The organism is Amycolatopsis sp. 3B14 (assembly GCF_050958625.1).
Lineage (GTDB): Bacteria > Actinomycetota > Actinomycetes > Mycobacteriales > Pseudonocardiaceae > Amycolatopsis_E > Amycolatopsis_E thermoflava.
Genome location: NZ_JBHZEN010000023.1, coordinates 400,013 through 420,729 on the forward strand (window position 1 = coordinate 400,013; position 20,717 = coordinate 420,729).

The 20,717-nt window shown below is 69.9% G+C and carries 17 protein-coding genes; 11 read left to right on the forward strand and 6 right to left on the reverse strand.

Annotated features, from left to right (window positions below):
- Positions 1-11: 11 nt before the first annotated feature.
- Positions 12-806 carry an alpha/beta fold hydrolase gene (locus ACCP09_RS14815; RefSeq protein WP_433746968.1) on the reverse strand — a complete coding sequence of 265 codons (795 nt, stop codon included), beginning with the start codon at positions 804-806 and terminating at the stop codon, positions 12-14.
- 37 nt (positions 807-843) lie between these two features.
- On the reverse strand, positions 844-1,932 hold the full coding sequence (locus tag ACCP09_RS14820) for an NADH:flavin oxidoreductase/NADH oxidase (protein ID WP_433746971.1): 1,089 nt from the start codon (positions 1,930-1,932) through the stop codon (positions 844-846).
- Positions 1,933-2,108: 176 nt separating this feature from the next.
- Here ACCP09_RS14820 and ACCP09_RS14825 point away from each other — a divergent pair, with 176 nt between their 5' ends.
- Entirely contained in the window at positions 2,109-3,434 is a 1,326-nt protein-coding gene (locus tag ACCP09_RS14825) for an MFS transporter (protein ID WP_433746974.1), read from the forward strand.
- Positions 3,435-3,605: 171 nt separating this feature from the next.
- Here ACCP09_RS14825 and ACCP09_RS14830 read toward each other — a convergent pair whose 3' ends face one another.
- Positions 3,606-4,421 carry an IclR family transcriptional regulator gene (locus ACCP09_RS14830; RefSeq protein WP_433746977.1) on the reverse strand — a complete coding sequence of 272 codons (816 nt, stop codon included), beginning with the start codon at positions 4,419-4,421 and terminating at the stop codon, positions 3,606-3,608.
- A 115-nt stretch (positions 4,422-4,536) separates the two neighbouring features.
- Here ACCP09_RS14830 and ACCP09_RS14835 point away from each other — a divergent pair, with 115 nt between their 5' ends.
- From ACCP09_RS14835 to ACCP09_RS14845, 3 genes are read left to right on the forward strand one after another with little or no spacing between them, the layout of a single operon-like run.
- Entirely contained in the window at positions 4,537-5,682 is a 1,146-nt protein-coding gene (locus ACCP09_RS14835; RefSeq protein WP_433746980.1) for a CapA family protein, read from the forward strand.
- Entirely contained in the window at positions 5,679-6,578 is a 900-nt protein-coding gene (locus ACCP09_RS14840; protein WP_433746983.1) for a polysaccharide deacetylase family protein, read from the forward strand. Before ACCP09_RS14835 ends, ACCP09_RS14840 begins: the two co-directional genes overlap by 4 nt.
- Positions 6,575-7,726, forward strand: coding sequence for a M20 family metallopeptidase (locus ACCP09_RS14845; RefSeq protein WP_433746986.1), 1,152 nt, complete (start codon positions 6,575-6,577; stop codon positions 7,724-7,726). The genes ACCP09_RS14840 and ACCP09_RS14845 overlap by 4 nt, the downstream gene beginning before the upstream one ends.
- A 50-nt stretch (positions 7,727-7,776) precedes the next feature.
- Here the strand turns inward: ACCP09_RS14845 and ACCP09_RS14850 are convergent, their stop codons facing one another.
- Genes ACCP09_RS14850 through ACCP09_RS14860 form a run of 3 tightly spaced genes read right to left on the reverse strand, consistent with a single transcriptional unit; the run spans position 7,777 to position 9,418 of the window.
- Positions 7,777-8,391: an NAD(P)H-dependent oxidoreductase gene (locus ACCP09_RS14850; RefSeq protein WP_433746989.1), complete on the reverse strand. Its 615-nt coding sequence runs from the start codon at positions 8,389-8,391 to the stop codon at positions 7,777-7,779.
- Positions 8,388-9,293: an LLM class flavin-dependent oxidoreductase gene (locus tag ACCP09_RS14855; protein ID WP_433747072.1), complete on the reverse strand. Its 906-nt coding sequence runs from the start codon at positions 9,291-9,293 to the stop codon at positions 8,388-8,390. The genes ACCP09_RS14850 and ACCP09_RS14855 overlap by 4 nt, the downstream gene beginning before the upstream one ends.
- Positions 9,215-9,418 carry a hypothetical protein gene (locus tag ACCP09_RS14860; RefSeq protein ID WP_433746991.1) on the reverse strand — a complete coding sequence of 68 codons (204 nt, stop codon included), beginning with the start codon at positions 9,416-9,418 and terminating at the stop codon, positions 9,215-9,217. Before ACCP09_RS14860 ends, ACCP09_RS14855 begins: the two co-directional genes overlap by 79 nt.
- A gap of 905 nt (positions 9,419-10,323) precedes the next feature.
- Between ACCP09_RS14860 and ACCP09_RS14865 the strand changes: the two genes are divergently transcribed.
- The 7 genes from ACCP09_RS14865 to ACCP09_RS14895 all read left to right on the forward strand — a co-directional run bounded on the left by ACCP09_RS14865 (position 10,324) and on the right by ACCP09_RS14895 (position 20,702).
- Positions 10,324-10,974, forward strand: coding sequence for a TetR/AcrR family transcriptional regulator (locus ACCP09_RS14865; protein WP_400991165.1), 651 nt, complete (start codon positions 10,324-10,326; stop codon positions 10,972-10,974).
- A 207-nt stretch (positions 10,975-11,181) separates the two neighbouring features.
- Positions 11,182-12,525, forward strand: coding sequence for an MFS transporter (locus tag ACCP09_RS14870; protein WP_433746994.1), 1,344 nt, complete (start codon positions 11,182-11,184; stop codon positions 12,523-12,525).
- Positions 12,522-13,853, forward strand: a complete 1,332-nt coding sequence (locus ACCP09_RS14875; RefSeq protein ID WP_433746997.1) for an MmgE/PrpD family protein — start codon at positions 12,522-12,524, stop codon at positions 13,851-13,853. Before ACCP09_RS14870 ends, ACCP09_RS14875 begins: the two co-directional genes overlap by 4 nt.
- 171 nt (positions 13,854-14,024) lie before the next feature.
- Entirely contained in the window at positions 14,025-16,109 is a 2,085-nt protein-coding gene (locus ACCP09_RS14880) for a hydantoinase/oxoprolinase family protein (RefSeq protein ID WP_433747000.1), read from the forward strand.
- Positions 16,106-18,127 (forward strand): hydantoinase B/oxoprolinase family protein, encoded by a 2,022-nt coding sequence (locus tag ACCP09_RS14885; protein WP_433747003.1) that lies wholly within the window; start codon positions 16,106-16,108, stop codon positions 18,125-18,127. Before ACCP09_RS14880 ends, ACCP09_RS14885 begins: the two co-directional genes overlap by 4 nt.
- A complete protein-coding gene (locus ACCP09_RS14890; protein WP_228684580.1) occupies positions 18,124-19,746 on the forward strand; it encodes a class I adenylate-forming enzyme family protein in 1,623 nt (540 codons plus the stop codon). Before ACCP09_RS14885 ends, ACCP09_RS14890 begins: the two co-directional genes overlap by 4 nt.
- Positions 19,743-20,702 carry a cyclase family protein gene (locus ACCP09_RS14895; protein WP_433747007.1) on the forward strand — a complete coding sequence of 320 codons (960 nt, stop codon included), beginning with the start codon at positions 19,743-19,745 and terminating at the stop codon, positions 20,700-20,702. The genes ACCP09_RS14890 and ACCP09_RS14895 overlap by 4 nt, the downstream gene beginning before the upstream one ends.
- The last annotated feature ends 15 nt before the right edge of the window (positions 20,703-20,717 follow it).

Genomic DNA, 20,717 nt, shown 5'->3' on the forward strand with positions numbered 1-20,717 from the left:
GGTCCACCGTCCTATTCGGACAACGCGTCGACAAGCAGCTTGGCCGTGCCTTCGGGCGACTCGACGTGGAAGTGGTGAGTCCCCAGGTCCACGGGCACGATGTGGATGCGGTCGCCGTAGCGGTCGACGGCTTCCTGGCTGAGGATCGACCGCACCGCGAACAGCGTGACGGGCTGTGTGACCTCGCGCAGCGCGGCGTCCATGTCCCAGTGCACCAGGCCTTCCAGTGCGCGCAGGCCCGCGGGCTGCCGCACGGCCACCATCTTCGCGAAATAGGCCTCGTTCAGTGCCGGATCGGTGCCTTCCGGCGATCCTCCCTCGATCATGCGCCGCGTCGCCGCGGCGAAATCCTCTCGGAACGGCTGCAGCACGGCGCGGGCCTGCCGCTCGTCCTGCGCGGGGAACAGGGAAAGGTAGTGCAGGGCGTCGAGCGCGACCACGTGCGAGACCACGTCGGGCAGGATCCGGCCGGTGTCCACGGCCACCGCCCCGCCGAGGGAGTGCCCGACCACGGCGCAGGTGCCCACCGCCTCGGCTTCCAGCACGGCCGCGACATCGCGGGCGAACTCCTCCATCGTCCAGATGTCGCGCGTGGACCGGGACTCGCCGTGTTCGGCGAGGTCGATCGCGAGGACGCGGTAGTGCTCGGGGAGGAAGCCGATCACAGCGTCGAAATCGCCACGGTTGCACCCCCATCCGTGGATGAAGGCGAGGGTCGGCCCGTCGGCAGGGCCGCTGATCGTGTACCGGATCGTCGTGTCGTTCGGACGCTGGACCGCGCGGCTCGCGATTGTCCTGTTCGGCATCGTCATTCCTTTCGTGTCGCAGGTTGCCGGTTGGGCCTCACAATGCGCGGTGGTACTGGTTCGGCCACGCCGTCTTGTCGCTGGGCCGGTTGCGCAGGGCGAGGTACGGGTCGCGCAGCAAAGCGCGCCCGATCAGCACGGCGTCGGCCTGGCCGCCGGCCACGACCTCGCCGGCCAGTGACAGGTCGCCGATCTGGCCGACCGGGGCGACGGCGAGCCCCGAGGCCTTCTTGAGCGTGTTCGCGAACTCGACGTTGACGCCGTCCTGGTCCGGTGGCCGCGCCTCCCGGTCCCGCACCAGCACACCGGAGGTGACGTCGAGGAGGTCGATCCCCACGGCCGCCAGTTCCTTGGCGAACGTGGCCGCCTCGTCAATGGAGATGCCGCCCTCGGCCCAGTCCGTGGCGGTGATGCGCACGAAGACGGGCTTCTCGTCCGGGAACGCTTCGCGGACGGCGCGGGCCACCCGCAGCGGCAGGCGCATCCGGTTCTGCAGGCTGCCGCCGTACTCGTCCGTCCGGTGGTTGGACAACGGGGACAGGAACTGGTGCAGGATGTACCCGTGCGCGGCGTGGATCTCGACGACCTCGTACCCCGCCAGGTGAGCCATCCGCGCCGCGTTGGCGAAGGCCTCGACGACCTCGTCGAGGTCGGCGTGGCCGGCTTCCCGGGGGACGGAGAGGTCGCCGAACGGGACCGGCGACGGCGCGATCAGCTCCCAGCCGCCCTCGGCCACGCTCACCGGACCGTTTTGTCCCTCGCCCACCCAGGGCACCTGGTGTGACCCCTTCCGGCCCGCGGCCAGAAGCTGGATCGCGGGGACCGTGCCGCGTTCGGACAGGAACGACGTCAGGCGGCGGTGCGCGGCGGCCTGGTCCTCGTTCCAGATCCCGAGGTCTGCCGAGGTGGTCCGGTGCAGCGGTCCGACCGCCGCGGACTCGACCATGATCAACCCCACCCCGCCGACCGCACGCGCACCGTAGTGCACGAGGTGCCAGTCGGTGGGCTTCCCGTCGGGCCCCGCGGAGTACTGGGCCATGGGGGACATCCACACGCGGTTGGCGACCGTGACGTCGCGCAGCCGCAGCGGGCTCATCTCCGGGTTGGTGAACTCTGTGCTGGGCACAGCTGAACTCACTCCCTCGCAACTCGCATCCGGCCGTAGCGCCAGATCTTGACAGAGGAGATTACCGTAATACGATAATCCAATCTAGGCGACGGTGGCCGCCGCTACATCTCACCGGCCGGGCTCGCCGAAGGTTCTCGGTTCCCGCTTCTTCACTTCGATCCGAAGGAACAGCCGTGTCAGCAGAAGAGAACACCGTCGCGGTCGACAGGACCAGCGGCGACGTGCACCCGACCAGGACCACTCGCGAACACAAGAAGGCGATCTTCGCCGGGGCGCTCGGGAACGCGATCGAGTTCCTGGACTGGGGAATCTACGCTTCCCTGGCCCCGGTCTTCGCGGATCAGTTCTTCCCGGAAGGCGATGCGGTCGCCGCGTTCCTGTCCACCCTGGCGATCTTCGCCGTGGGATTCTTCGTGCGCCCGCTCGGCGCCGTCGTCCTGGGCGCCTACGCCGACCGGCACGGTCGCAAGAAGGCCTTGGCGCTGACCGTGACCTTGATGTCGGCCGGTGGTTTCGTCATCGCGGTGTGCCCGACCTACGCGCACATCGGGGTGCTCGCGCCCGTGGTGCTGCTGGTGGCTAGGCTGGTGCAGGGCTTCTCCGCCGGTGGGGAGTGGCCCAGCTCCGTGTCGTACATAGTGGAGAGCGCGCCGCCGCGGAGGCGCGCGTTCGCGGGGTCCTTCCAGCAGGTGTCGACAGCGGCCGGCGTTCTGCTCGCCTCGCTGCTCGCGCTCGTCGTGACCTCGGTTCTGAACGACCAGCAGATGCACGCGTTCGGATGGCGGATCGCCTTCGCGGTCGTCGCCGCACTCGGGCTGACCGTCCTGTGGTTGCGGGCCCGTACGCGGGAGACCGAGCACTTCGACAACGCGGAACTGTCCGGCAAGCCGCACCGGCCGGTGAAGACCCTGTTCGCCGAACACAAACTGGGCCTGCTCCGCGTCGTCGGGATCACGGTTCCCGGGACGATCCTCTACTACCTGTGGATCACCAACATGCCCGGCTACGCCAGCACGACGACCGGCCTCAGCCTGGATCAGGCGCTGCTCGCGAACTCGCTCGCGGTCGTCGCGTTCATGCTGCTGCTCCCGCTCGGCGGACTGGTGTCGGACCGCTTCGGCAGGCGTTCCACGTTCATGTTCTTCCTGGTCGGGTTCGCGCTGTTCGCCTGGCCCGCCTACCGCTTGCTCGAGGGCGGCGACTTCTGGACGCTGCTGCTGGTCGAACTCATCGGCGTGGTCTTCCTCGTGGGCAACTCGGCGAACGTGGCCGCCATCTACGCCGAACTGTTCCCGACCTCGGTGCGCACGACCGGCACCGGGATCCCCTACGCGACGACTGTCGCCGTGTTCGGCGGTACCGCGCCCTACTTCACCACCTGGCTGGCCAGCATCGGGCAGCAGGACAAGATCTGGATCTACGTCGTCGCCTCGGTGGCCGTTGGCATGGTCACGATCATGACGATGCCCGACGGTGCGAAGAAGCGAGCACTCGACTGATGCGCCCGGGGGAAGAATCGCCGGCATCCGGGTCCTCCTTCGCGGTCGGTTGACCTGGACATGGTGCTGCGCTCACCGTGCATGCTACTACTCGGCACGGCGGTTCACCATGTGGTACGAGGGAGGAAATGCGGTGTCGACTCGCGACGACAGCGCCGGGTGGCGACGCGGTCAGGCGGACGAGAGCAGTCGGCTGATCTCGTCCGCTGCCGCGATCACCATCGGCGCCCAGGCTGTCTCGCGCGCGCGGTCGAAGCGCATCGCAGGCACGGAGAGTGTGAGTCCGCCGATGGGCTGCCCGGCCGCGTCCGTGATGGCCGCGCCGATGGATGCCACCTGCGGGCGGTACCACGAGGACGAGCCGTTGAGCGCGTACCCGCGCTCCGTGGTCAGCGCGATTTCCTGCCTGAGCTCGCCGGCGTCCGGCACTGGCGACTGCGCGAACTCCCTGAGGTCGCGCTGCAGCAGGTCGTCCACCTCGGTCTGGTCGAGGCGTGCCATGATCGCCACGCCGGCCGACGTGGCGCGCAACGGCACCCGCGCACCGACCTCCTGGACCACGCGGACGACCTGCGTGGTGTCTTCCCGCGCGACGATGACGTAGTCCTCGCCGTCGCGCACCCCGAGGAGAACCGTCTCGTCGGTGTCGGCCGCGAGGCGCTTGATGACCGGCCCCGCCGCTTCCCGGAGGTCTTGTTCGCCGGCGCTGCGCAGCCCGAGGGTCAGCGCCTTCATCGTCACACCCCAGCGCGCGCGCTCGGGGTCCACGACCTTCAGCCATCCGGCCTGCTGGAGCGTCACCAGGCACCGCTGAACGGAACTCTTCGGGATCTCGGTCGCGCGGGCCAGGTCCGAGACGCCGATGGGCTGCCGCAGGGCGACCTCTTCGAAGACGCGCAGGGTGTTGAGCACGCTGTTCATCGACCGGACGCTGCTGCTCGGCTTGTCCTGTCCGGGGATGTCGCCGTCGCTTTCTGGTGTGCGCATGAGGACGTGAGCGTACCAAGCTGCGCACCACCATTTCTCCTGTCGGCACGCTTTACCGGCCTCCGTGCTCGGGTTACGATGCGGCACGGCGTACCACAATACGGAACGGAGCAACATGGATCTGACGATCGTGGGAGACGTGGTCGTCTCGGGATGGCCCCGGCGCCCGGTCGCGGAGGCCGCCCGCCCTGGGGACTCGGCGTTCGGGCTCCTCCGCGGCGGTGATCTGACGATCGGGAACCTGGAGGTTCCGCTCACCGAATCCGGGGAGCGCGCCGAGAAACTGGTCGCGATGCGCGCGCCGGCCTCGGGCGCGACGGAACTCGCGGCATTCGGCTTCGACCTGGTGTCCCTGGCCATGAACCACGCGCTGGACTACGGCGCGGAGGGCATGCGCGACACCGTTCGGGCGCTGGACGCCGCGGGAGTCCAGCACGCCGGGTTCGGTGAAACGCTCGCCGAGGCGACTCGCCCCCGGGTGGTGTCGGTGGGCGCGAAGACCTTGGCGTTCTTCAGCTTCTGCTCCGCACTTCCGCTGGGTTTCAACGCGACGGCCGACCGGGCCGGCATCGCGCCGATCCGCGTGCGCCAGAGCTTTGAGTTCGACAGCACCTTCCTGGACGAGACCCCGGGTACGCCCCCGTTCGTGCATTCGAGCGCGCACGAGCCGGACGTGCGAGCGGCCGAGGCGCGGATCCGCGAGGCCAAGGCGCACAACGATTTCGTCGTCGTGGCGCTGCACTGGGGCGTTCCGTTCTGCTACCTGCCTGCGACGCAGGGGCCGCTCGCCCGGTATCAGCAACCGCTGGGGCGGCGCCTGATCAGCGCCGGCGCGGACCTCGTCATCGGGCACCACCCGCACTGCGTGCACCCCGTCGAGTTCTACGAACACGGGCTGATCCTGTATTCCACCGGGAACTTCGTCTTCGACTGGTGCGACGGGTGGCACCCGGAGTCGATGGTCGCGCGGGAGGACGGGCGTCCCGCCGCTCCCTACCGGGCGGCCTTGCTGACAGGGCCCTGGTACGAGAGCGCCGTGTTCCGCGTGCGGCTGGGTGGCGCGGACGGGCCTGCGCTTCGCCTGGATCCCATCGAACTCGACGCCGACAGCCAGCCGATCATGCCCAGGCCCGAGGTGGCGGCCTCGATCCTCGCGCGGCTGGAGGAGGCGTCACAAGAGCTGGATCCGTCCATCGTGGTCGATGCGGACGGACGCGTGCGGCGAACTTCGAAGAAGAACAACGTCCGGGAGGAAGCATGACCGAGCAGCAGCCGTGGCAGTGGGATGAGCCGACCTGGCGCGGGCACGTCGAGCGGGTGCGCGCCGGGCGCCCGCTGCGCCCGGAGTCCTGGCCCGGTGGAGCGAAGGTCGCTGTGGCGTTGTCGTTCGATTCCGACCACGAAACGCCCGCACTGCGTGACGGCGAAGTGCTGCCGGGCAAGTTGTCGCAGGGTGAGTACGGCGCTCGGGTCGGCGTGCCGCGAATCCTGAATCTGCTGCGGCGCTTCGAGGCGCCGTCGACGTTCTTCATGCCCGCCGTGTCCGCGCTGCTGCACGACGGTGAGGCGAAGTCCTACGTGGACGAAGGACACGAGGTGGCGTTGCACGGGTGGATCCACGAACGCAACACCCAGCTACCACCCGAGGCGGAACGCGACCTGGCGTTCCGGGCCGCGGACACGCTCGAAAGGCTCGTCGGCACGCGCCCGGTCGGCATCCGCACCCCGTCGTGGGACCTGTCCACCGACTCGCTGCGGATCGTCCGCGAGCTGGGCCTGACGTACGACTCGTCGCTGATGGCCGACGACGACTGCTATGAAATCCTGACCGACGGCGAACCCATCGGCATCGTCGAGCTGCCGGTCGAGTGGATCCGCGACGACATGCCGTACTTCATGATGGACCGGTTCACTTCGCTGCGGCCCTACACACCGCCACGCGGGGTGTTGTCGATCTGGCGCGACGAGTTCGACGTCGCCTACGCCGAGAACGGGATCTTCCAGCTCACCCTGCACCCCCACTGCATCGGTCACCGTTCGCGCATCACGATCCTCACCGAGCTGCTCGAGCACATCGCCTCGCACGAGGGCGTCTGGTTCGCCACGCACGCCCAGATCGCCGAACACGTACTCAGCGGAAAGGACTCATCGCGATGACCGGCATCAAGGAACGCATCGAGCGCACGTTCGAGCAGAACCTGGACTCGGTCCTGGAACTGTCACACCGGATCAACGCCAACCCCGAGCTGGCCTTCGAAGAGCACGAAACGTCGGCGGCGCTCATCGCGGCCCTCGAGGACGGTGGGCGGTTCGCGGTGGAGAAGGGCGTGGCCGGCCTGCCGACGGCGTTCGTGGCGTCCGCGGGATCCGGTGACCTCGCCGTCGGTCTCTGCGCGGAAATGGACGCGCTGCCCGGCATCGGCCACGGCTGCGGCCACAACGCGATCGCCGCGGCGGCCGTGGGCGCCGCCCTGGCCCTGGCCCCCGTCGCCGACGAGCTCGGGCTGACGGTCCGGGTCTTCGGCACTCCGGCCGAGGAGAAGGGGACCGGCAAGGAGATCATGGTCAACCGCGGCGTGTTCGACGACACCCACGCGGCCATGATGGTCCACCCGACACTCAAAGATGTCGTCATCCCGCAGTTGCGCGCATCGCGGTCCTGGCAGGTGACGTACACGGGGCGGGGCGGGCACGCGTCGCGGCCCTGGAGTGCCCGCAACGCCGCTGACGCGACTGTCGTCGCCCAGACCGCTATCGGCCTGCTGCGGCAGCAGTTGCGCGACGGCATCAGGGTGCACCACGTCGTGAAGGAAGCCGGGGCGGCCGTCAACGTCATCGCCGACCGGGCCGTCGTCGACTGCATGATCCGGTGCGACACCATCGACGAAGTCGACCAGGTGTGGGAACGGGTCCGCCGCTGCTTCGACGCCGGCGCCATCGCGAGCGGCACCAGCGTGGAGTACACCTCGCTGCCCTCCATCTACCGGGAGTTCCGTCACGACCCCGACCTCGCTTCGGTGTTCGAGGAGAACGCGAAAGCCATCGGCCGGACGTTCCCCGACTACCCGGACAAGATGTTCGGCTCGACCGACATGGGCAACGTCTCGCTGCGCATCCCCGCGATCCACCCGATGCTCTCCTTCGACCTCCCGCCTGAAGACGGCAACCACACCCCTGCCTTCGCCGTAGCCGCCGGTGGCCCCGAAGGCGACCGGTTCGTCCGCGACGCGGGCCTGGCCATGGCCCTCACCATTGCCGACGTCGCCCGGTCCCAGCCCATCCGCGCGCGCCTGATGGCCGGCTGAGGGGCCGTCCGCAGCGGGGCCGCCTTCCCCGGGGGAGGCGGCCCCGCTGTTCAGGCGTCCGCTGTTCGCGCGCCGGTCGCGCGTGCCTTGAGCAGGTCCACCACGTCGGCGAGAGCCATCTCGATGCGCCCGTGGATACGCGGGTTGAGCAAGGTCACGCCGTCGAAGTCCCCCGCGGAGGCGAAGATCGCCACCGGCACGGTCAACGCCTGGAAGAAGGCGAAGAGCGGTCGCAGGGCGTGTTCCAGCACCAGCGCGTGGTGGTCCCCACCGCCCGTCGCGGCGAGCAGCACGAGCTTGTTGGCCAGCGCGTACTGGTCGACGAAATCGAAGAAGTGCTTGAACATGCCCGGGTAGGAACCCCGGTACACCGGGGTCGCGGCGATCAGCAGGTCGGCGTTCTCGACCAGCCGGAGCATGTCCTCGACCTCCGGCGTGACCTCGTCGCGTTCGGCGGCTCCGGTGAAACCCGGGCCCAAGCGGTACACGTCGACCTGGGAAGCTTCGACCGGGAGCATCGTCCGCAACGTCGCGAGGACGACGTCCACCAGTCCCATGGTCTTGGACTGCCGGCTGGGGCTGCCGTTGACCACGACCACGCGCAGTGCGGCACCGGTCCCCGGTGTTCCACGCCCGGCCTCGGCGACCGTCGGAGCGCTGGTCATGCTGCCTCCTTCCGGAGTGCGGCGACCTCGCGCCGAACGACCGGCGCCACCTCGGTGCCGAGCCGTTCGATCGCCTCCAGGTGCTCCTTCTGCGGCATCCCGCCGAAACCCATCTGGATGATGGCCCGGTTGATGCCGTACAGCTCGTGGTAGGCGAGCAGCTTGTCGATGATCTCCTGCGAGCTGCCCACCAGGAGCCCGGCCGCCGGCGACGCCTGTGCGTCGAAGACCGGACGCGACAGACGGACACCCCGGCCCCGCTGGTGGTTGTTCTCCGCCATGCCCTTCGCGAAGTACGGATACATCACGTCCCTCGCCTGCCGACTGGTCCGGCCCACATACCCGTGCGTGTTGATGCTGACCGGCAGGGCGTCCGCGTCGTGCCCCGCGTCCTGCGCGGATCCGCGGTACAACTCGATCGTCTGCTGGTGGAACGTCAACGGCCCCAGCAGGAGGGCCATCGCCATCGGCAGACCGAGGCGCCCGGTGCTGATCGCGGATGCCACCGATCCGCCGACCCCCACCCAGATCGGGATGGTGCCGCCGTCGGCGCGCGGTGCGATGTCGGCGTCGACCAGCGGAGCGCGGAAGCGCCCGGACCAGGTGAGCGGGTTGTGTTCGCGGATCTTGAGCAGCAGGTCGAGCTTCTCCCGGAAGAGGTCGGCGTAGTCCCGCAGGTCGTACCCGAACAACGGGAAGGACTCCGTGTACGAGCCGCGGCCCGCGATGATCTCGGCCCGGCCGCCCGAGAGCAGGTCGATCGTGGCGAACTGCTCCCAGACGCGCACCGGATCCTCGGAGCCGAGTACGGTGACCGAACTCGTCAGGCGGATGCGCTTGGTCGCCTCCGCCGCGGCGGCCAGCAGGATCGCCGGCGCCGAACCGACGAACGCCCGCAGCAGTAGATGACCGTGGACGGATCCGTCGAGGCCGCGATCGAGCGGACGTCGAGCAGGCCATGCTCGTCTTCGGGCACGATCTGGACCCTGGGACCGCCGATCGCCTCGATTTCGTCGACGAAGGCCATGCTCTTGCGGCTACGACCGCCGTAGTGCAGCCGCCAATCCAGTCGTCGGACAGGACTGAGATCATCGAGAGGATCGGCGTCACCCCGATCCCGCCGGCGATGAAGAGGTAGCGTGAGCTCGGCACGAGTTCGAACTGGTTCCTCGGCCCGCGGATCGTCAACCGTCGCCCCACCAAGGGCAGGTCGTGGATCTCGGCGGATCCGCCGCGCCCGTCAGCCTCACGAAGCACCGCTATCCGGTACTCCTTGCGGTTGCCGGGGTTTCCGCAGAGTGAATACTGCCGGACGCGTCCGCTCGGCAGATGCAGGTCGAGATGGGCTCCCGCGGTCCAGGGCGGAAGGTCGGCGCCCTCGGGGTCGCGGAACACGAGGGTGATGACCCCCTCGGCCTCCCAGGTTTCCGCGGCGACGACCAGTTCACGGTAGTCGCCGGCGCTGTTGACCGGGGCCGCGCCTGTGGTCACTGCTGCGACCTGGCTCTCACGGCGGGCGGCTCCCGATCCTGCAAGGCGCCGTGACCCTGCTGGAACTCGCGCGGCTCAGGTCCGGAGCGATGCTGGGCCGCCCCGAAGCTACGCACACCGGATGCGGCAGAACGCTGGACGCGGCTGGTGGCAGCCCGCATCCGAAGCCGCCTCGCTCACCGAGGACCTACCGCCCTTTCGGGGCGCGCGACCAGCCCGCCATCGACCTCCAGGCGCTCCTGGCCGCGGCCCCCCTGTTCGACACGGCCGATGATCCGCTGCCGGCCACAATGGACGATGTGGCGTGCGGACGGCGGCAGCAAGGGCCCTGTCAATCTCGGAAACTGCGGAAGTTCACGAATTGTGAAAGGTGGTTGGGGCGATCGGGGTGGTACCGAGAGTTCCGGTGCCTGTCTGGCCTATCATCGCCTTGTGGGCGACATGGTGTCGAGTGAATCGACGGAGCTGCTTTCGGTCCGTGAGCAACAGCGGCTGATGACGCGGCAGCGCATCGTGGCCGCGGCGCGGCGGGTGTTCGAGGAGCGCGGCTACGGACAGGCGTCCATCGGCGACATCACGAAGGCGGCGAAGGTCAACCGGGCGACCTTCTACCTGCACTTTCCGAACAAGGCCGAGGTCTTCACCGAGGTTTACCGGACGGTGCGGGAACAGCAGAGCGCCCAGTACTGGTCGCTGCTCGGCGCGGCACTCGCCGAGGGCACGGCTGCGAGCGTGCGCGAATGGCTCGACCGGGCGCTGGTGTGGTGGGAGGAACAGGCTCCGCTCCTGCCCGCCATCCACGAGGCGATGGCGAGCGACCTCGAGGTCGCGGCTCGCTGGAAGGACCAGCTGGATCAGCTGGCTGCCGAGCTGGGCGAATACCTGGCCAAGTTCCCGAAGGGGCGGCGCGAGACGCAGCGGCTGCGGGTGGAACTGCTCATGGTGCAGCTCGATCAGCTGTGTTTCCGCGCGATCGTGCAGAAGGTGTTCGTGATCGGGCGGGAGGAGCTGCTGGACGTCGTGACCGGCATGTGGGTGGACGCGCTCGGTCTCTCCAGCACCGGACGGAAGAGCACTCGGACATCAAGCTGACGCTTGACTCGACAGGGTGTCGTCTTTAGTCTCCTTGCGTGGCCTGAGTCACTCGTCCTCTCTGGCGGGTCGCAGGTCGCGTGAGCGGGGCCGCAACCCTGAGCGGCCTGGCTCGCTTTCGTCGTCGGCGGTCGAGGCGTCGCCAGGGAAGGCGCCGCGGCGTGCCGGTTTCGTTCTTCATGTCAACGACGACTTGGGAGCCCCCGAATGTCCGACACCCCTGGCGTTGCCGCCGCCCCGCCACCGGCCCTGATGCGGCGCGTGACCTTCGCGGCCGCCGTCGGCAACACCGTCGAGACCTACGATTACGCCGTCTACGGGTTCTTGACGGTCCTGATCTCGAAACTGTTCTTCCCTGGTTCGCAGCCTGGCGTCGCACTGCTGTCGGCCTTCGCGGTCTTCGGTGTCGCCTTCGTGGTGCGACCGCTGGGCTCGCTGATCTTCGGCTCGATCGCGGACCGGTTCGGGCGCAAGCCCTCCCTGGTGGCGACCTTGGTCGTGATGGCAGGCGCCACCACGGTCATCGGTTTGCTGCCCGTCGCCGCCACCGTCGGGGTGTGGGCGCCGATCCTGCTGGTGGCGTGCCGGTTGCTGCAAGGACTGGCCGCCGGTGGCGAGTACAGCACCGCGATGACCTACGCCGCGGAGTTCACGCCGCAGCGCAAGCGGGGGGCGATGACCAGCCGCGTGCAGATCGGGAGTGTGGCGAGCCTGCTGCTGGCCGCGGGTGTGGTCCTGCTGCTGAGCGCGACGCTTTCGCCCGCGGCGATGGCCTCGTGGGGCTGGCGTATCCCGTTCCTCCTGGCACTGCCGCTCGGGCTTGTCGGCCTGTACATCCGCTCCCGGCTCGAAGAGTCGCCCGAGTTCCGCGCGCTCGAGCAACAGGCTCAGGTCACCTCGTCTCCGGCCAAGGAGTCGTTCAGCCGGCACTGGCGGCTGATCGTGCTGATCTTCGGCGTCGCCGCGTTCCAGCAGATCGGCTACTACATCGCGTTCACCTACGCGCAGTCCTACCTCATCCAGCTCGGTTTCACGCAGAAGGAGGCGACCCTGGCCACGGTGATCAGCATCGCCGTGGCGGTGGTGCTCGTCGCGGCGGGCGGGCCGCTGTCCGACCGGTGGGGGCGGTGGCCGATCCTCCTCGGTCTGTCCGCGGCGACGCTGGTGCTGGCGTACCCGCTGTTCATGGCACTGTCGTCGGCGTCGAGTCTGGGCGTGGCGATCCTGATGACCGTGCTGCTCGGCGTCATGCCGGCGTTGTACACCTCGGTCGCGCCCGCGACCTACATCGAGCTCGTCCCGGCCCGGGTGCGTGCCACGGTGTTCGCGGTCGGTTTCGCACTGGCCGCGGCGCTGCTCGGCGGTCCCGCGCTCTACGTCAGCCAGACCCTCGTTCGGCTCACCGGTGACAACCGGTCGCCGGCGCTGTTCCTGATGTTCGGTGCGCTGCTGAGTCTGGTGGCGGCGCTCGTCGTGCGGCGGCGGCCCCCGCAGGTTCTCGCGCCGGACGTCGCGCCGGCGGCCGGCGTCCGTGCGCCCGAAGAGGTGTGACGGTGTTCCTCGGCGCCCTCGCCGAACAGCTCGAGGACGCGGCGCCGCGCCTCCGGCCGGAGGCGATCGAGCAGGCCGGTACGTGCCTGCTCGATGCCCTCGCCTGTGCCTACGGCGGTCGCGAGATGCCGTGGGTGTCACAGGCCAGGTCGGTCGCGGGCAGCGGTGACGAAGCGGCGATCTGGGCAGCCGGCGGGCGGCGGAGCGGGCTGTCGGACGCAGTCTTCGCCAATTCCGTTGCCTGCCATGCGCTCCTGCACGAAGACACCCATGCCGAGAGCCGGGTGCATCCGGGCACCGTGGTGATTCCCGCGGCGCTCGCGATCGGGGAGCGGCTGGGGTCGCCGCTGGTCGACGTGCTGCGAGCGATCGTCCTCGGGTACGAGGCGATCGCCCAGGTCGCGGCGGCGGTGCTGACCGACGACTTCGTCGCACGCGGATGGCGTGCCAGCAGCGTGTTCGGTCCGTTCGGCGCGGCGGCGGCCGTGTCGAGCCTCCTGCGGCTGGATCCGGCCGCCACGGCGCACGCGCTCGGTCTGGCCGCCAGCTCGTCGGCCGGGATCTGCCAGTGGGCGCGGGACGGGACCACGGAAGTGTTCTTCCAGAACGCCGGCGCCTGTCGAGCGGGACTGGTGGCTGCGCTGCTCGCACGCGAGGGTGCGACCGGTGCCGCATCGGCGGTCGAGGGCATCTTCGGTCTCCGCCAGGCGTTCGGCGGGGCCCGGGGCGGGGCTGGGTTGCCTGAGGTGCGGCTGGACCGGATGGCGATCTCGGCGACGTTCTTCAAGGCCCACCCCTCGTGCGCCCTCACGCAGGAGGCGATCGACGCGGCGCAACAGCTCGCGGCACAGGGGATCGAGCCGGACGCGGTGGCTGATGCGTCGGTGCACACCTCGGGTGCCGCGGCACGGTACCCCGGTTGCGACAACGGAACCTCGTTGACGACGACGATCTCTCGCCAGATGAGCCTGCAGTTCGCGGTGGCTGCGGCGCTGACCGATGGTGCACTGCGGCCGTACCGGTACTCCGGTCCGCTCGACCCCAGGCTGGCCGAGCTCGCGGCCCGGACTTCGGTGGTCGTCGATCCGGACGCCGATCGGGCCTTCCCCGCGCGCAGGGACGCACGGGTGACCGTACGCCTGACCGACGGCCGCACTGTTTCGGCGACCAACCGCGACGGCGTGAACCCGACCGCGGCGGCGGTGGCCGAGAAGTTTCGTGACTACGCGGCTCCGGTGCTCGGCCCTGACGCGGACGACATCGTCACGACCGTGCGCGAGCCCGGATCGTGCCCGGACACCGCCGAACTGGTGGCGCGGCTGCGCTGAACACGGTGTGTGGAGCGGGTGGTCGCCGCCGCGGCCACCCGCCCTTTGCCGGGCCCACAGGCCCAAAACAGACAACAACCTGTCGCTTGACTCAACATGCTGTCGTCTCTAATGTGAGTCGCAGGCAGTGCGCTGATTCCTCCCGCGCGCAGCCCAGGAAGGACAATGACGTTGCGTTCCTCAGTCACGTTCCAGATCGGCTGTGACATCGGTGGCACGTTCACCGACGTCGTCGCGATCGACTCAAGTGGACGGTCCTACGCGGACAAGTCCGACACCACCCACGGTGACCTCACCATCGGCCTCCTCGCGGCACTGGAAAACCTCGCCACCCAGGTGGGTGTGCCCCTGACCGGGCTGCTCGCGTCCACGACGCGCTTCGTCAACGGCACGACCGTGGTCACCAACGCGGTCGCCGAGCTCCGCGGCGCCACGGTGGGTCTGGTCACCACGCAGGGCTTCGGAGACAACCTGCTCATCGCGCGTTCCGCCCGCAACGCACACCGGGATCACCACAAGCAGCTGAACATCCCGCAGATCGTCGCCCGCGAGCACGTCGCCGAAGTGGCGGAGCGGGTGGACCGCAAGGGCCGGATCATCGTGCCGTTGACCGAGGCGGAGGCGAGGAAAGCCGTCGGCACGCTGGTGGCCGCCGGCGTCGACTCGATCGCCGTCTCGCTGCTGTGGGGTTTCGCGAACCCGGCACACGAGGAACTGCTCGCCTCGATCGTCGAGACCGAGCACCCCGGGATCTTCCTGAGCGTCTCGTCCCGATTGCACCCGGTCATCCGCGAGTACGAGCGGACGATGACGACGGTCCTCAACTCGTTCACCGGCATCCGGGTCGCGGAATACACGGCACGGATCGAGCGGGAGCTCGCCGCGCGCGGGCTGCGCGTGCCGGTGGCGTTCATGCAGGGTTTCGGGGGGACGGTGACCGCGGCGGAGGCCCGGGAGCGGCCGATCACGCTGATCGACTCGGGGCCCGCCGGCGGCGTGATCGGGGCGCGGGAACTGGCGCGCCGGCTCGGCATCCGCGACATCGTGACCGCGGACATGGGCGGCACCTCCTTCGACGTCTCCGTGCTGCGGGACGCGACCCCTCAGGTCACGCAGCGGGTCACGCTGGGCGAACGCTTCCTGACCGCACTGTCCAAGATCGACGTGTTGCCGATCGGCACCGGCGGCGGCAGCATCGCGTGGCTCGACGCGCGTGGGGTGCCGCAGGTGGGCCCGCGCAGCGCCGGCGCCGAACCAGGTCCGATCTGCTACGGCAAGGGGGGCACCGAGCCGACGGTGACCGATGCCTCCGCCGTGCTCGGGCTCCTCGATCCGTCGTCCTTCCTGGACGGCAGGCGAGCCCTCGACATCGACAGCGCGCGGGAGGCACTCGGCCGGGAAATCGGCAAACCGCTCGGGATCGGCGCCGTGCAGGCCGCCGTGGCCGTGCACCGGATGGTGGTCGCGGACATGGGCAACGCCGTGCGCGGGGTGACAGTGGAACGGGGCCACGATCCCCGCGAGTTCGCCATGGTCGCCTTCGGGGGCGCACTCGGTCTCTTCGCAGCCGACATCGCCCGGTCGGTCGGCATCCGGCAGGTCGTGATCCCGGCCGACGCCGCCGTCTTCTCCGCCCGTGGCCTGCTCTCCAGCGACGACGTTCGCACGAGGGCCCGGTCGGCGATGTGGCAGGGCGGCGATGTGAGCGCGGTGGTCACCGCCCTGCGCGAACTCGACGCGGAACTCGTCGTGGCGCTGCGTGCCGCGGGCTATCCGGACGATCGGATCGAGGTCCGGTGGGAGGGGGAGTTCAAGTTCGCCGGGCAGCAGTGGGAACTGCGGATCCCGATCCCGCGTCGCGACGACCTGGGCGAAGCGGATCTGGCGGAGATCCAGTCGGGCTTTCCCGCGCAGTACGAAAAGGAATACGGCAGCGGAACCGCGTGGGTGGGCAGCCCGGTGGTGCTGATGGCGGTGCGGGTCACGGCCACCGGACGCGTCGACCCCGTCGACATCGCCCAGCAGGAGCCGGAAACCGGTGCGGTGATCAGGCCGCTCACGCGCCGCCGGGTCCACCTTCCCGACAGCGGGGAGGCCGAGGTCGACGTCCACGGCGCGCTGCCGCCGGGTGCTGTCGTCGCCGGTCCGGCGCTGCTCGAGCACCCGCTGACCACGATCGGTCTCCCCGCGGGCTGGGAGCTGCGGGTCGACGGCTGGGGCAACTACCTGCTCACCGACAAGGAGGTCGCGGCATGACCGCGGGAAACGACATCCGGCTGGATCCGGTCGACGTCGACATCCTCGCCAAGGCGCTGGACAACGTCGCCGCCGAGATGGGCACCGTGATGATGCGCGCCTCGGGCAGCCCCGCCATCGCCGAGGCGGTGGACTTCTCGACCTTCATCGCCGACGCCGAGGGCGACATCATCAGCTACGCCGGGTACATCACCATGTACCTCGGGGCCGCGCGGCAGGCCGTGCGGCACATCCTCGCCACCTACCCGCGCTCGGAGATCCGCGCGGGCGACATGTTCCTGTGCAACGACCCCTTCACCACCGGCAACGCGCATGCGGTGGACGTCGGTGTGGTGCGGCCGATCTTCATCGGCGGCGAGCTGATGGCGTGGTGCTGGGCCGAGGCCCACGTGAACGATTTCGGGGGGTTCGCACCGGGCGGGATGAACCCGATCGCCACCGAGGCCTACGGCGAGGCGCTGCGGCTGCCCGGCGTCAAGATCGTCGACCAGGGACGCCCCGTCGAAGACGTGTGGCGCATCATCGAGACCAACATCCGCGTCCCGGAACTGGTCCTCAACGACATCCGCTGCTTCATCGCCGCCTGCCACCGCTGCGACGAGCGGCTCCAGGCGCTCATCGGGCGGTACGGCACGGGCGCGTTCCGCACCTACGTCGAGGCGGCGAAGGACCTCGCCGAGCAGGCCGTCCGCCGCCGGATCGCGGACCTGCCCGACGGGACCTACACCGCGGAGGAGTTCGCCGAACACAACGGGCACACCGACGAGTTGTATCCGGTGCGGTGCACGCTGACGGTCACCGGCGACGCACTGCGGTTCGACCTGACGGACTCCGCGCCGCAGACCGACGGTTTCATCAACGTCAGTGCCGCGACGACGCTCGGAGCGGTGGTGTCCCCGCTGCTGATCACGTTGCTGCCGGACCTGCCCATCAACCAGGGCACGCTGCGCCCCATCGAGGTCGTCACGAAACCCGGCACCATCTGCGACGCGCGGATGCCGGCGCCGATGGGGGCCGGGCACATCGAGACGGGCTTCCGGATCGGCAAACTGGTCACCAGGCTGCTCGCCGATCTGCAGGCCGGCAGCGACAACGCCTTCGTCCGCGAGCACGTGATGGCGCCGTGGCAGGACTCGTGGAGTGCCAGCTTCTTCTACGCCCCGGACGAGGACGGCCGGCTGGTCCCCTTCCCGGACATGAACGGTGGCGGCAGCGGAGCCGGAGCGCAGGCCGTCGCCGACGGCATGGACGTCAGCGGCGTCCTCGCGCAGCCGCAGAACAGCATCCCCGACATCGAGATCAACGAGCTCGTCTACCCGGTGCTGTACCTGTGGCGGCGGCTCAACCCGAATTCCGGCGGACCCGGCCGCACACGAGGTGGAGCGGGGATCGATCTGGCGTTCACACCCTGGTACACGCCGGGCGGTCAGGAGCACGTGATGGCGGCGTGCTGGCAGGTGCCGCCGTCCGGCGTCTTCGGCGGGTATCCGGGTTCGACGAGCGGCTCTGCCCTGGTGAGCGGGGCTCGCGCGGACGAGGCGCTCGCGCAGGGCCGCATCCCGCGGGCGATCGGTGACCTGGCCGCATCGGCGACACCGTTGCAGGGCAAGCAGTTCGGTCTGACCGTGGGCGCGGGCGACGTGGTCGTCCTGCGGGTCGGTGGGGGTGGCGGGCACGGCGACCCGATCGAGCGAGACCCCGCCCGGGTGGCGGCCGACGTCCGGTCCGGCGTGGTGACCGTCGAGGCGGCCCGAGTCTCCTACGGAGTCGTGCTCGACGACACCGGCCGCCCCGATCCCGCCGCCACCAGCGCCGAGCGCGAGCGGATCCGCCGCGAACGGCGAAGCTGGGCCCGCGAGGACGGACTCGCCGTGCGCCGGAGCGCGGCCCACGAACGGCTGGCCGAGCGCGGGCAGTGGTGCCAGGCCCGCCCGGGAGTCCAGCTCGTCGAGTACGCCGACCCCGGCACCGGGGCGCTGGTGCGCGCCGACGTCGTCGTGCGGACCGGTGATCGATGACCCGCATCGACGAGACGAGGACGGACATGAGCACGCTGACCGAACAGAACCGCACGCGCCCCGGCACGTTCCCGGAAGCGCTCGCGGCGCTGGCGCACCGCTACGGGGACCAGGAAGCCGTGGTGGCGCCGGAGGGACGGATCACCTTCGCCGACCTCGCCCGGCGCTGCGACGACCTTGCCGGGGCCTTCGCCGCCGCCGGGCTGCGCCCGGGAGACCGGGTCGGGATCCTGCTGCCCAACGGCCTTCGCTGGCTGGTGACCATGCTCGGTGCCCAGCGCGCCGGCCTGGTCGCGGTGCCGATCAACACCTGGTACCGCTCCGCGGAGCTGGCGCACCTGATGAGCACCGCCGGGCTCCGGCTGGTCGTGACCGACGAGCAGGTCTTCGGCAAGAACATGCCGGCCGAGCTCGCCGCCGCGGGGCACGGGGAGCTGTTCACCGGCGGCCGGCACACCCGTGGGTACCTCGGGGCGCTGCTCTGGCCCGCGCCGGAGCCGTTCCCGCCGGGTGTGGTCCCGGGACCGGCGCCGGCCGGCGCCGTCACCCCGGACGACCTCGCGATGATCCTCTACACCAGCGGGAGCACGGCCCTGCCCAAGCCGGTGCCGCTGGAGCACGGGAAGCTGCTGCGCAACGGCCGCGCCATGGGGGAGCGGATGCACGTGCGGCCCGGCGACCGGATCTGGTTCGCCATGCCGCTGTTCTTCGGTTATGGCGCCTGCAACGCGCTTCCGGTGGCTCTCAGCCACGGTGCCACATTGTGCGTCCAGGAGAAGGTCGAGGGTGACGCGGCGCTGGAATTCATCGAACGGGAGCGCTGCACGGTCAGCTACGGGCTGGCCACGGCGGTGCGTGCGCTGCTTGCCGCGCCGAGCTTCGGCACCAGGGACATCTCGTCGCTGCGCACTGGGCCCGTGGGGTTCAACGCCGAGGACAAGCGGCTCGCGATCGAGGGCCTCGGCATCACCGAAGCCTGCAGCGCGTACGGGCTGACCGAGTCCTACGGCTTCGTCACCATGACCGACGCGCACGACCCGCTGGAGATCAAGCTGCACACCCAGGGCACCGTGCTGGACACCCAGCGGATCCGCATCGTGGACAGCACGGGCGCCGAGTGCCCGCCCGGCGTGACCGGCGAGATCGAGGTGCGCGGATGCGTCATCGACTCCTATCTCGGCTCGGTGGAGATCAACGCCGGCACGCGTTCGGCGGACGGCTGGTTCCGCACCGGCGACCTGGGGGCGATCGGCGAGGACGGCCGGCTCGCGTTCGGCGGCCGGTGGAAGGAAATGCTCAAGATCAAGGGCATCAACGTCGCGCCGCTGGAGATCGAAGCGATCGTCACCGGGCACGACCACGTCGACCAGGCGTACGTGATCGGACTGTCCACTCCGGACGGGGATCAGGAGATGGCCTGCGTCGTCGTGCCGGACGCCGGGTGGTCGGCAGGTGAGGACGAGCTCGTGCGACGACTGGACGCCCACATCCGCGGCTGTGCGGCCAGCTACAAGGTGCCCTCCCGGTTCGTGGTGATGGACTCGCGTTCGGTGCCGCAGACCGACACGGGCAAGGTCAGCAAGGTCAAGCTCCGCGAGATGCTGGAGGCCGCCCGATGACCCGGGTGCGCCGGACACCGCGCTTCGCCGATCTGCCCACGCTCGCGGGGCGCGACGAGCGGCATGCCTGGGACGTGTGGGGGCGCGCGGACGAGATCGGCACGCTCAACCTCATCGGCGGCGAGCAGCGGAGGGCCGCCGCCGACGCCGTCCGCACCGGGGAGATGATCTCGCTGACGCTCCCGCTGAACGAACCCGATCCCGGCCTGTTCGACGACCGGGACCTCTACCGGCACGTCATCGAGGACACCGCCGCCGGGCACGATGACAAGCTCGACGGCTTCTACCTGCAGGGCTCCTCCCAGTGGGACGGTCTGCGGCACATCAACGCCGGGCGGCACGGCTACTGGGGCGGCCGGTCCGAGGACGACCTCGCGACAACTGACGTGCTGGGGGTCGACCGGTGGGCGGCGCACGGATTCGGCGGCCGGGGTGTCCTCGTCAACGTCGCCGGTCACCTGGACGCGCGCGGCACGCCGCTGGCCCCGGATCAGCCGGTCGAGATCACCGCGGCGATGCTCGACGAGGTCGCCACGGCCCAGGGCACCGAGTTCCGCTCCGGCGACATCCTGGTGGTCCGCACCGGGTGGACGGAGTGGTACCGGGCGCTTCCTGCCGAGCACCGTGCCCGGTTGCGCGGCACGATCGGCTCCGGCTTCGCCTGTCCCGGCCTGGAGTCCTCGAAGGACATGGCGGCCTACCTGTGGGACAGGGAGTTCGCCGCCGTCGCCGTGGACAACGTCGGGGTCGAGGTGTTCCCGGTCAACCGCGACAAGGGGTTCCTGCACCGGCGGCTGATCGCGCTGCAGGGCATGCCGCTGGGCGAGTTGTGGCACCTGCCTCGCCTCGCGCGGGTGTGCGCGGAGCGCGGGCACTACGACTTCCTGCTGATCTCCGGCGTTCTGCCGCTGCCCCGCGGGGTCGGCAGCCCGGCCAACGCCCACGCGATCGTCTGAGCCATTTCGTCCAGA

Coding starts and splice junctions, on each gene's coding strand:
- ACCP09_RS14895 (WP_433747007.1), top strand. CDS start 19,743: ATGACCCGGGTGCGCCGGACACCGCGCTTCGCCGATCTGCCCACGCTC.
- ACCP09_RS14885 (WP_433747003.1), top strand. CDS start 16,106: ATGACCGCGGGAAACGACATCCGGCTGGATCCGGTCGACGTCGACATC.
- ACCP09_RS14835 (WP_433746980.1), top strand. CDS start 4,537: ATGGATCTGACGATCGTGGGAGACGTGGTCGTCTCGGGATGGCCCCGG.
- ACCP09_RS14840 (WP_433746983.1), top strand. CDS start 5,679: ATGACCGAGCAGCAGCCGTGGCAGTGGGATGAGCCGACCTGGCGCGGG.
- ACCP09_RS14870 (WP_433746994.1), top strand. CDS start 11,182: ATGTCCGACACCCCTGGCGTTGCCGCCGCCCCGCCACCGGCCCTGATG.
- ACCP09_RS14815 (WP_433746968.1), bottom strand. CDS start 806: ATGCCGAACAGGACAATCGCGAGCCGCGCGGTCCAGCGTCCGAACGAC.
- ACCP09_RS14845 (WP_433746986.1), top strand. CDS start 6,575: ATGACCGGCATCAAGGAACGCATCGAGCGCACGTTCGAGCAGAACCTG.
- ACCP09_RS14860 (WP_433746991.1), bottom strand. CDS start 9,418: ATGGCCTTCGTCGACGAAATCGAGGCGATCGGCGGTCCCAGGGTCCAG.
- ACCP09_RS14865 (WP_400991165.1), top strand. CDS start 10,324: ATGGTGTCGAGTGAATCGACGGAGCTGCTTTCGGTCCGTGAGCAACAG.
- ACCP09_RS14890 (WP_228684580.1), top strand. CDS start 18,124: ATGACCCGCATCGACGAGACGAGGACGGACATGAGCACGCTGACCGAA.
- ACCP09_RS14850 (WP_433746989.1), bottom strand. CDS start 8,391: ATGACCAGCGCTCCGACGGTCGCCGAGGCCGGGCGTGGAACACCGGGG.
- ACCP09_RS14830 (WP_433746977.1), bottom strand. CDS start 4,421: ATGCGCACACCAGAAAGCGACGGCGACATCCCCGGACAGGACAAGCCG.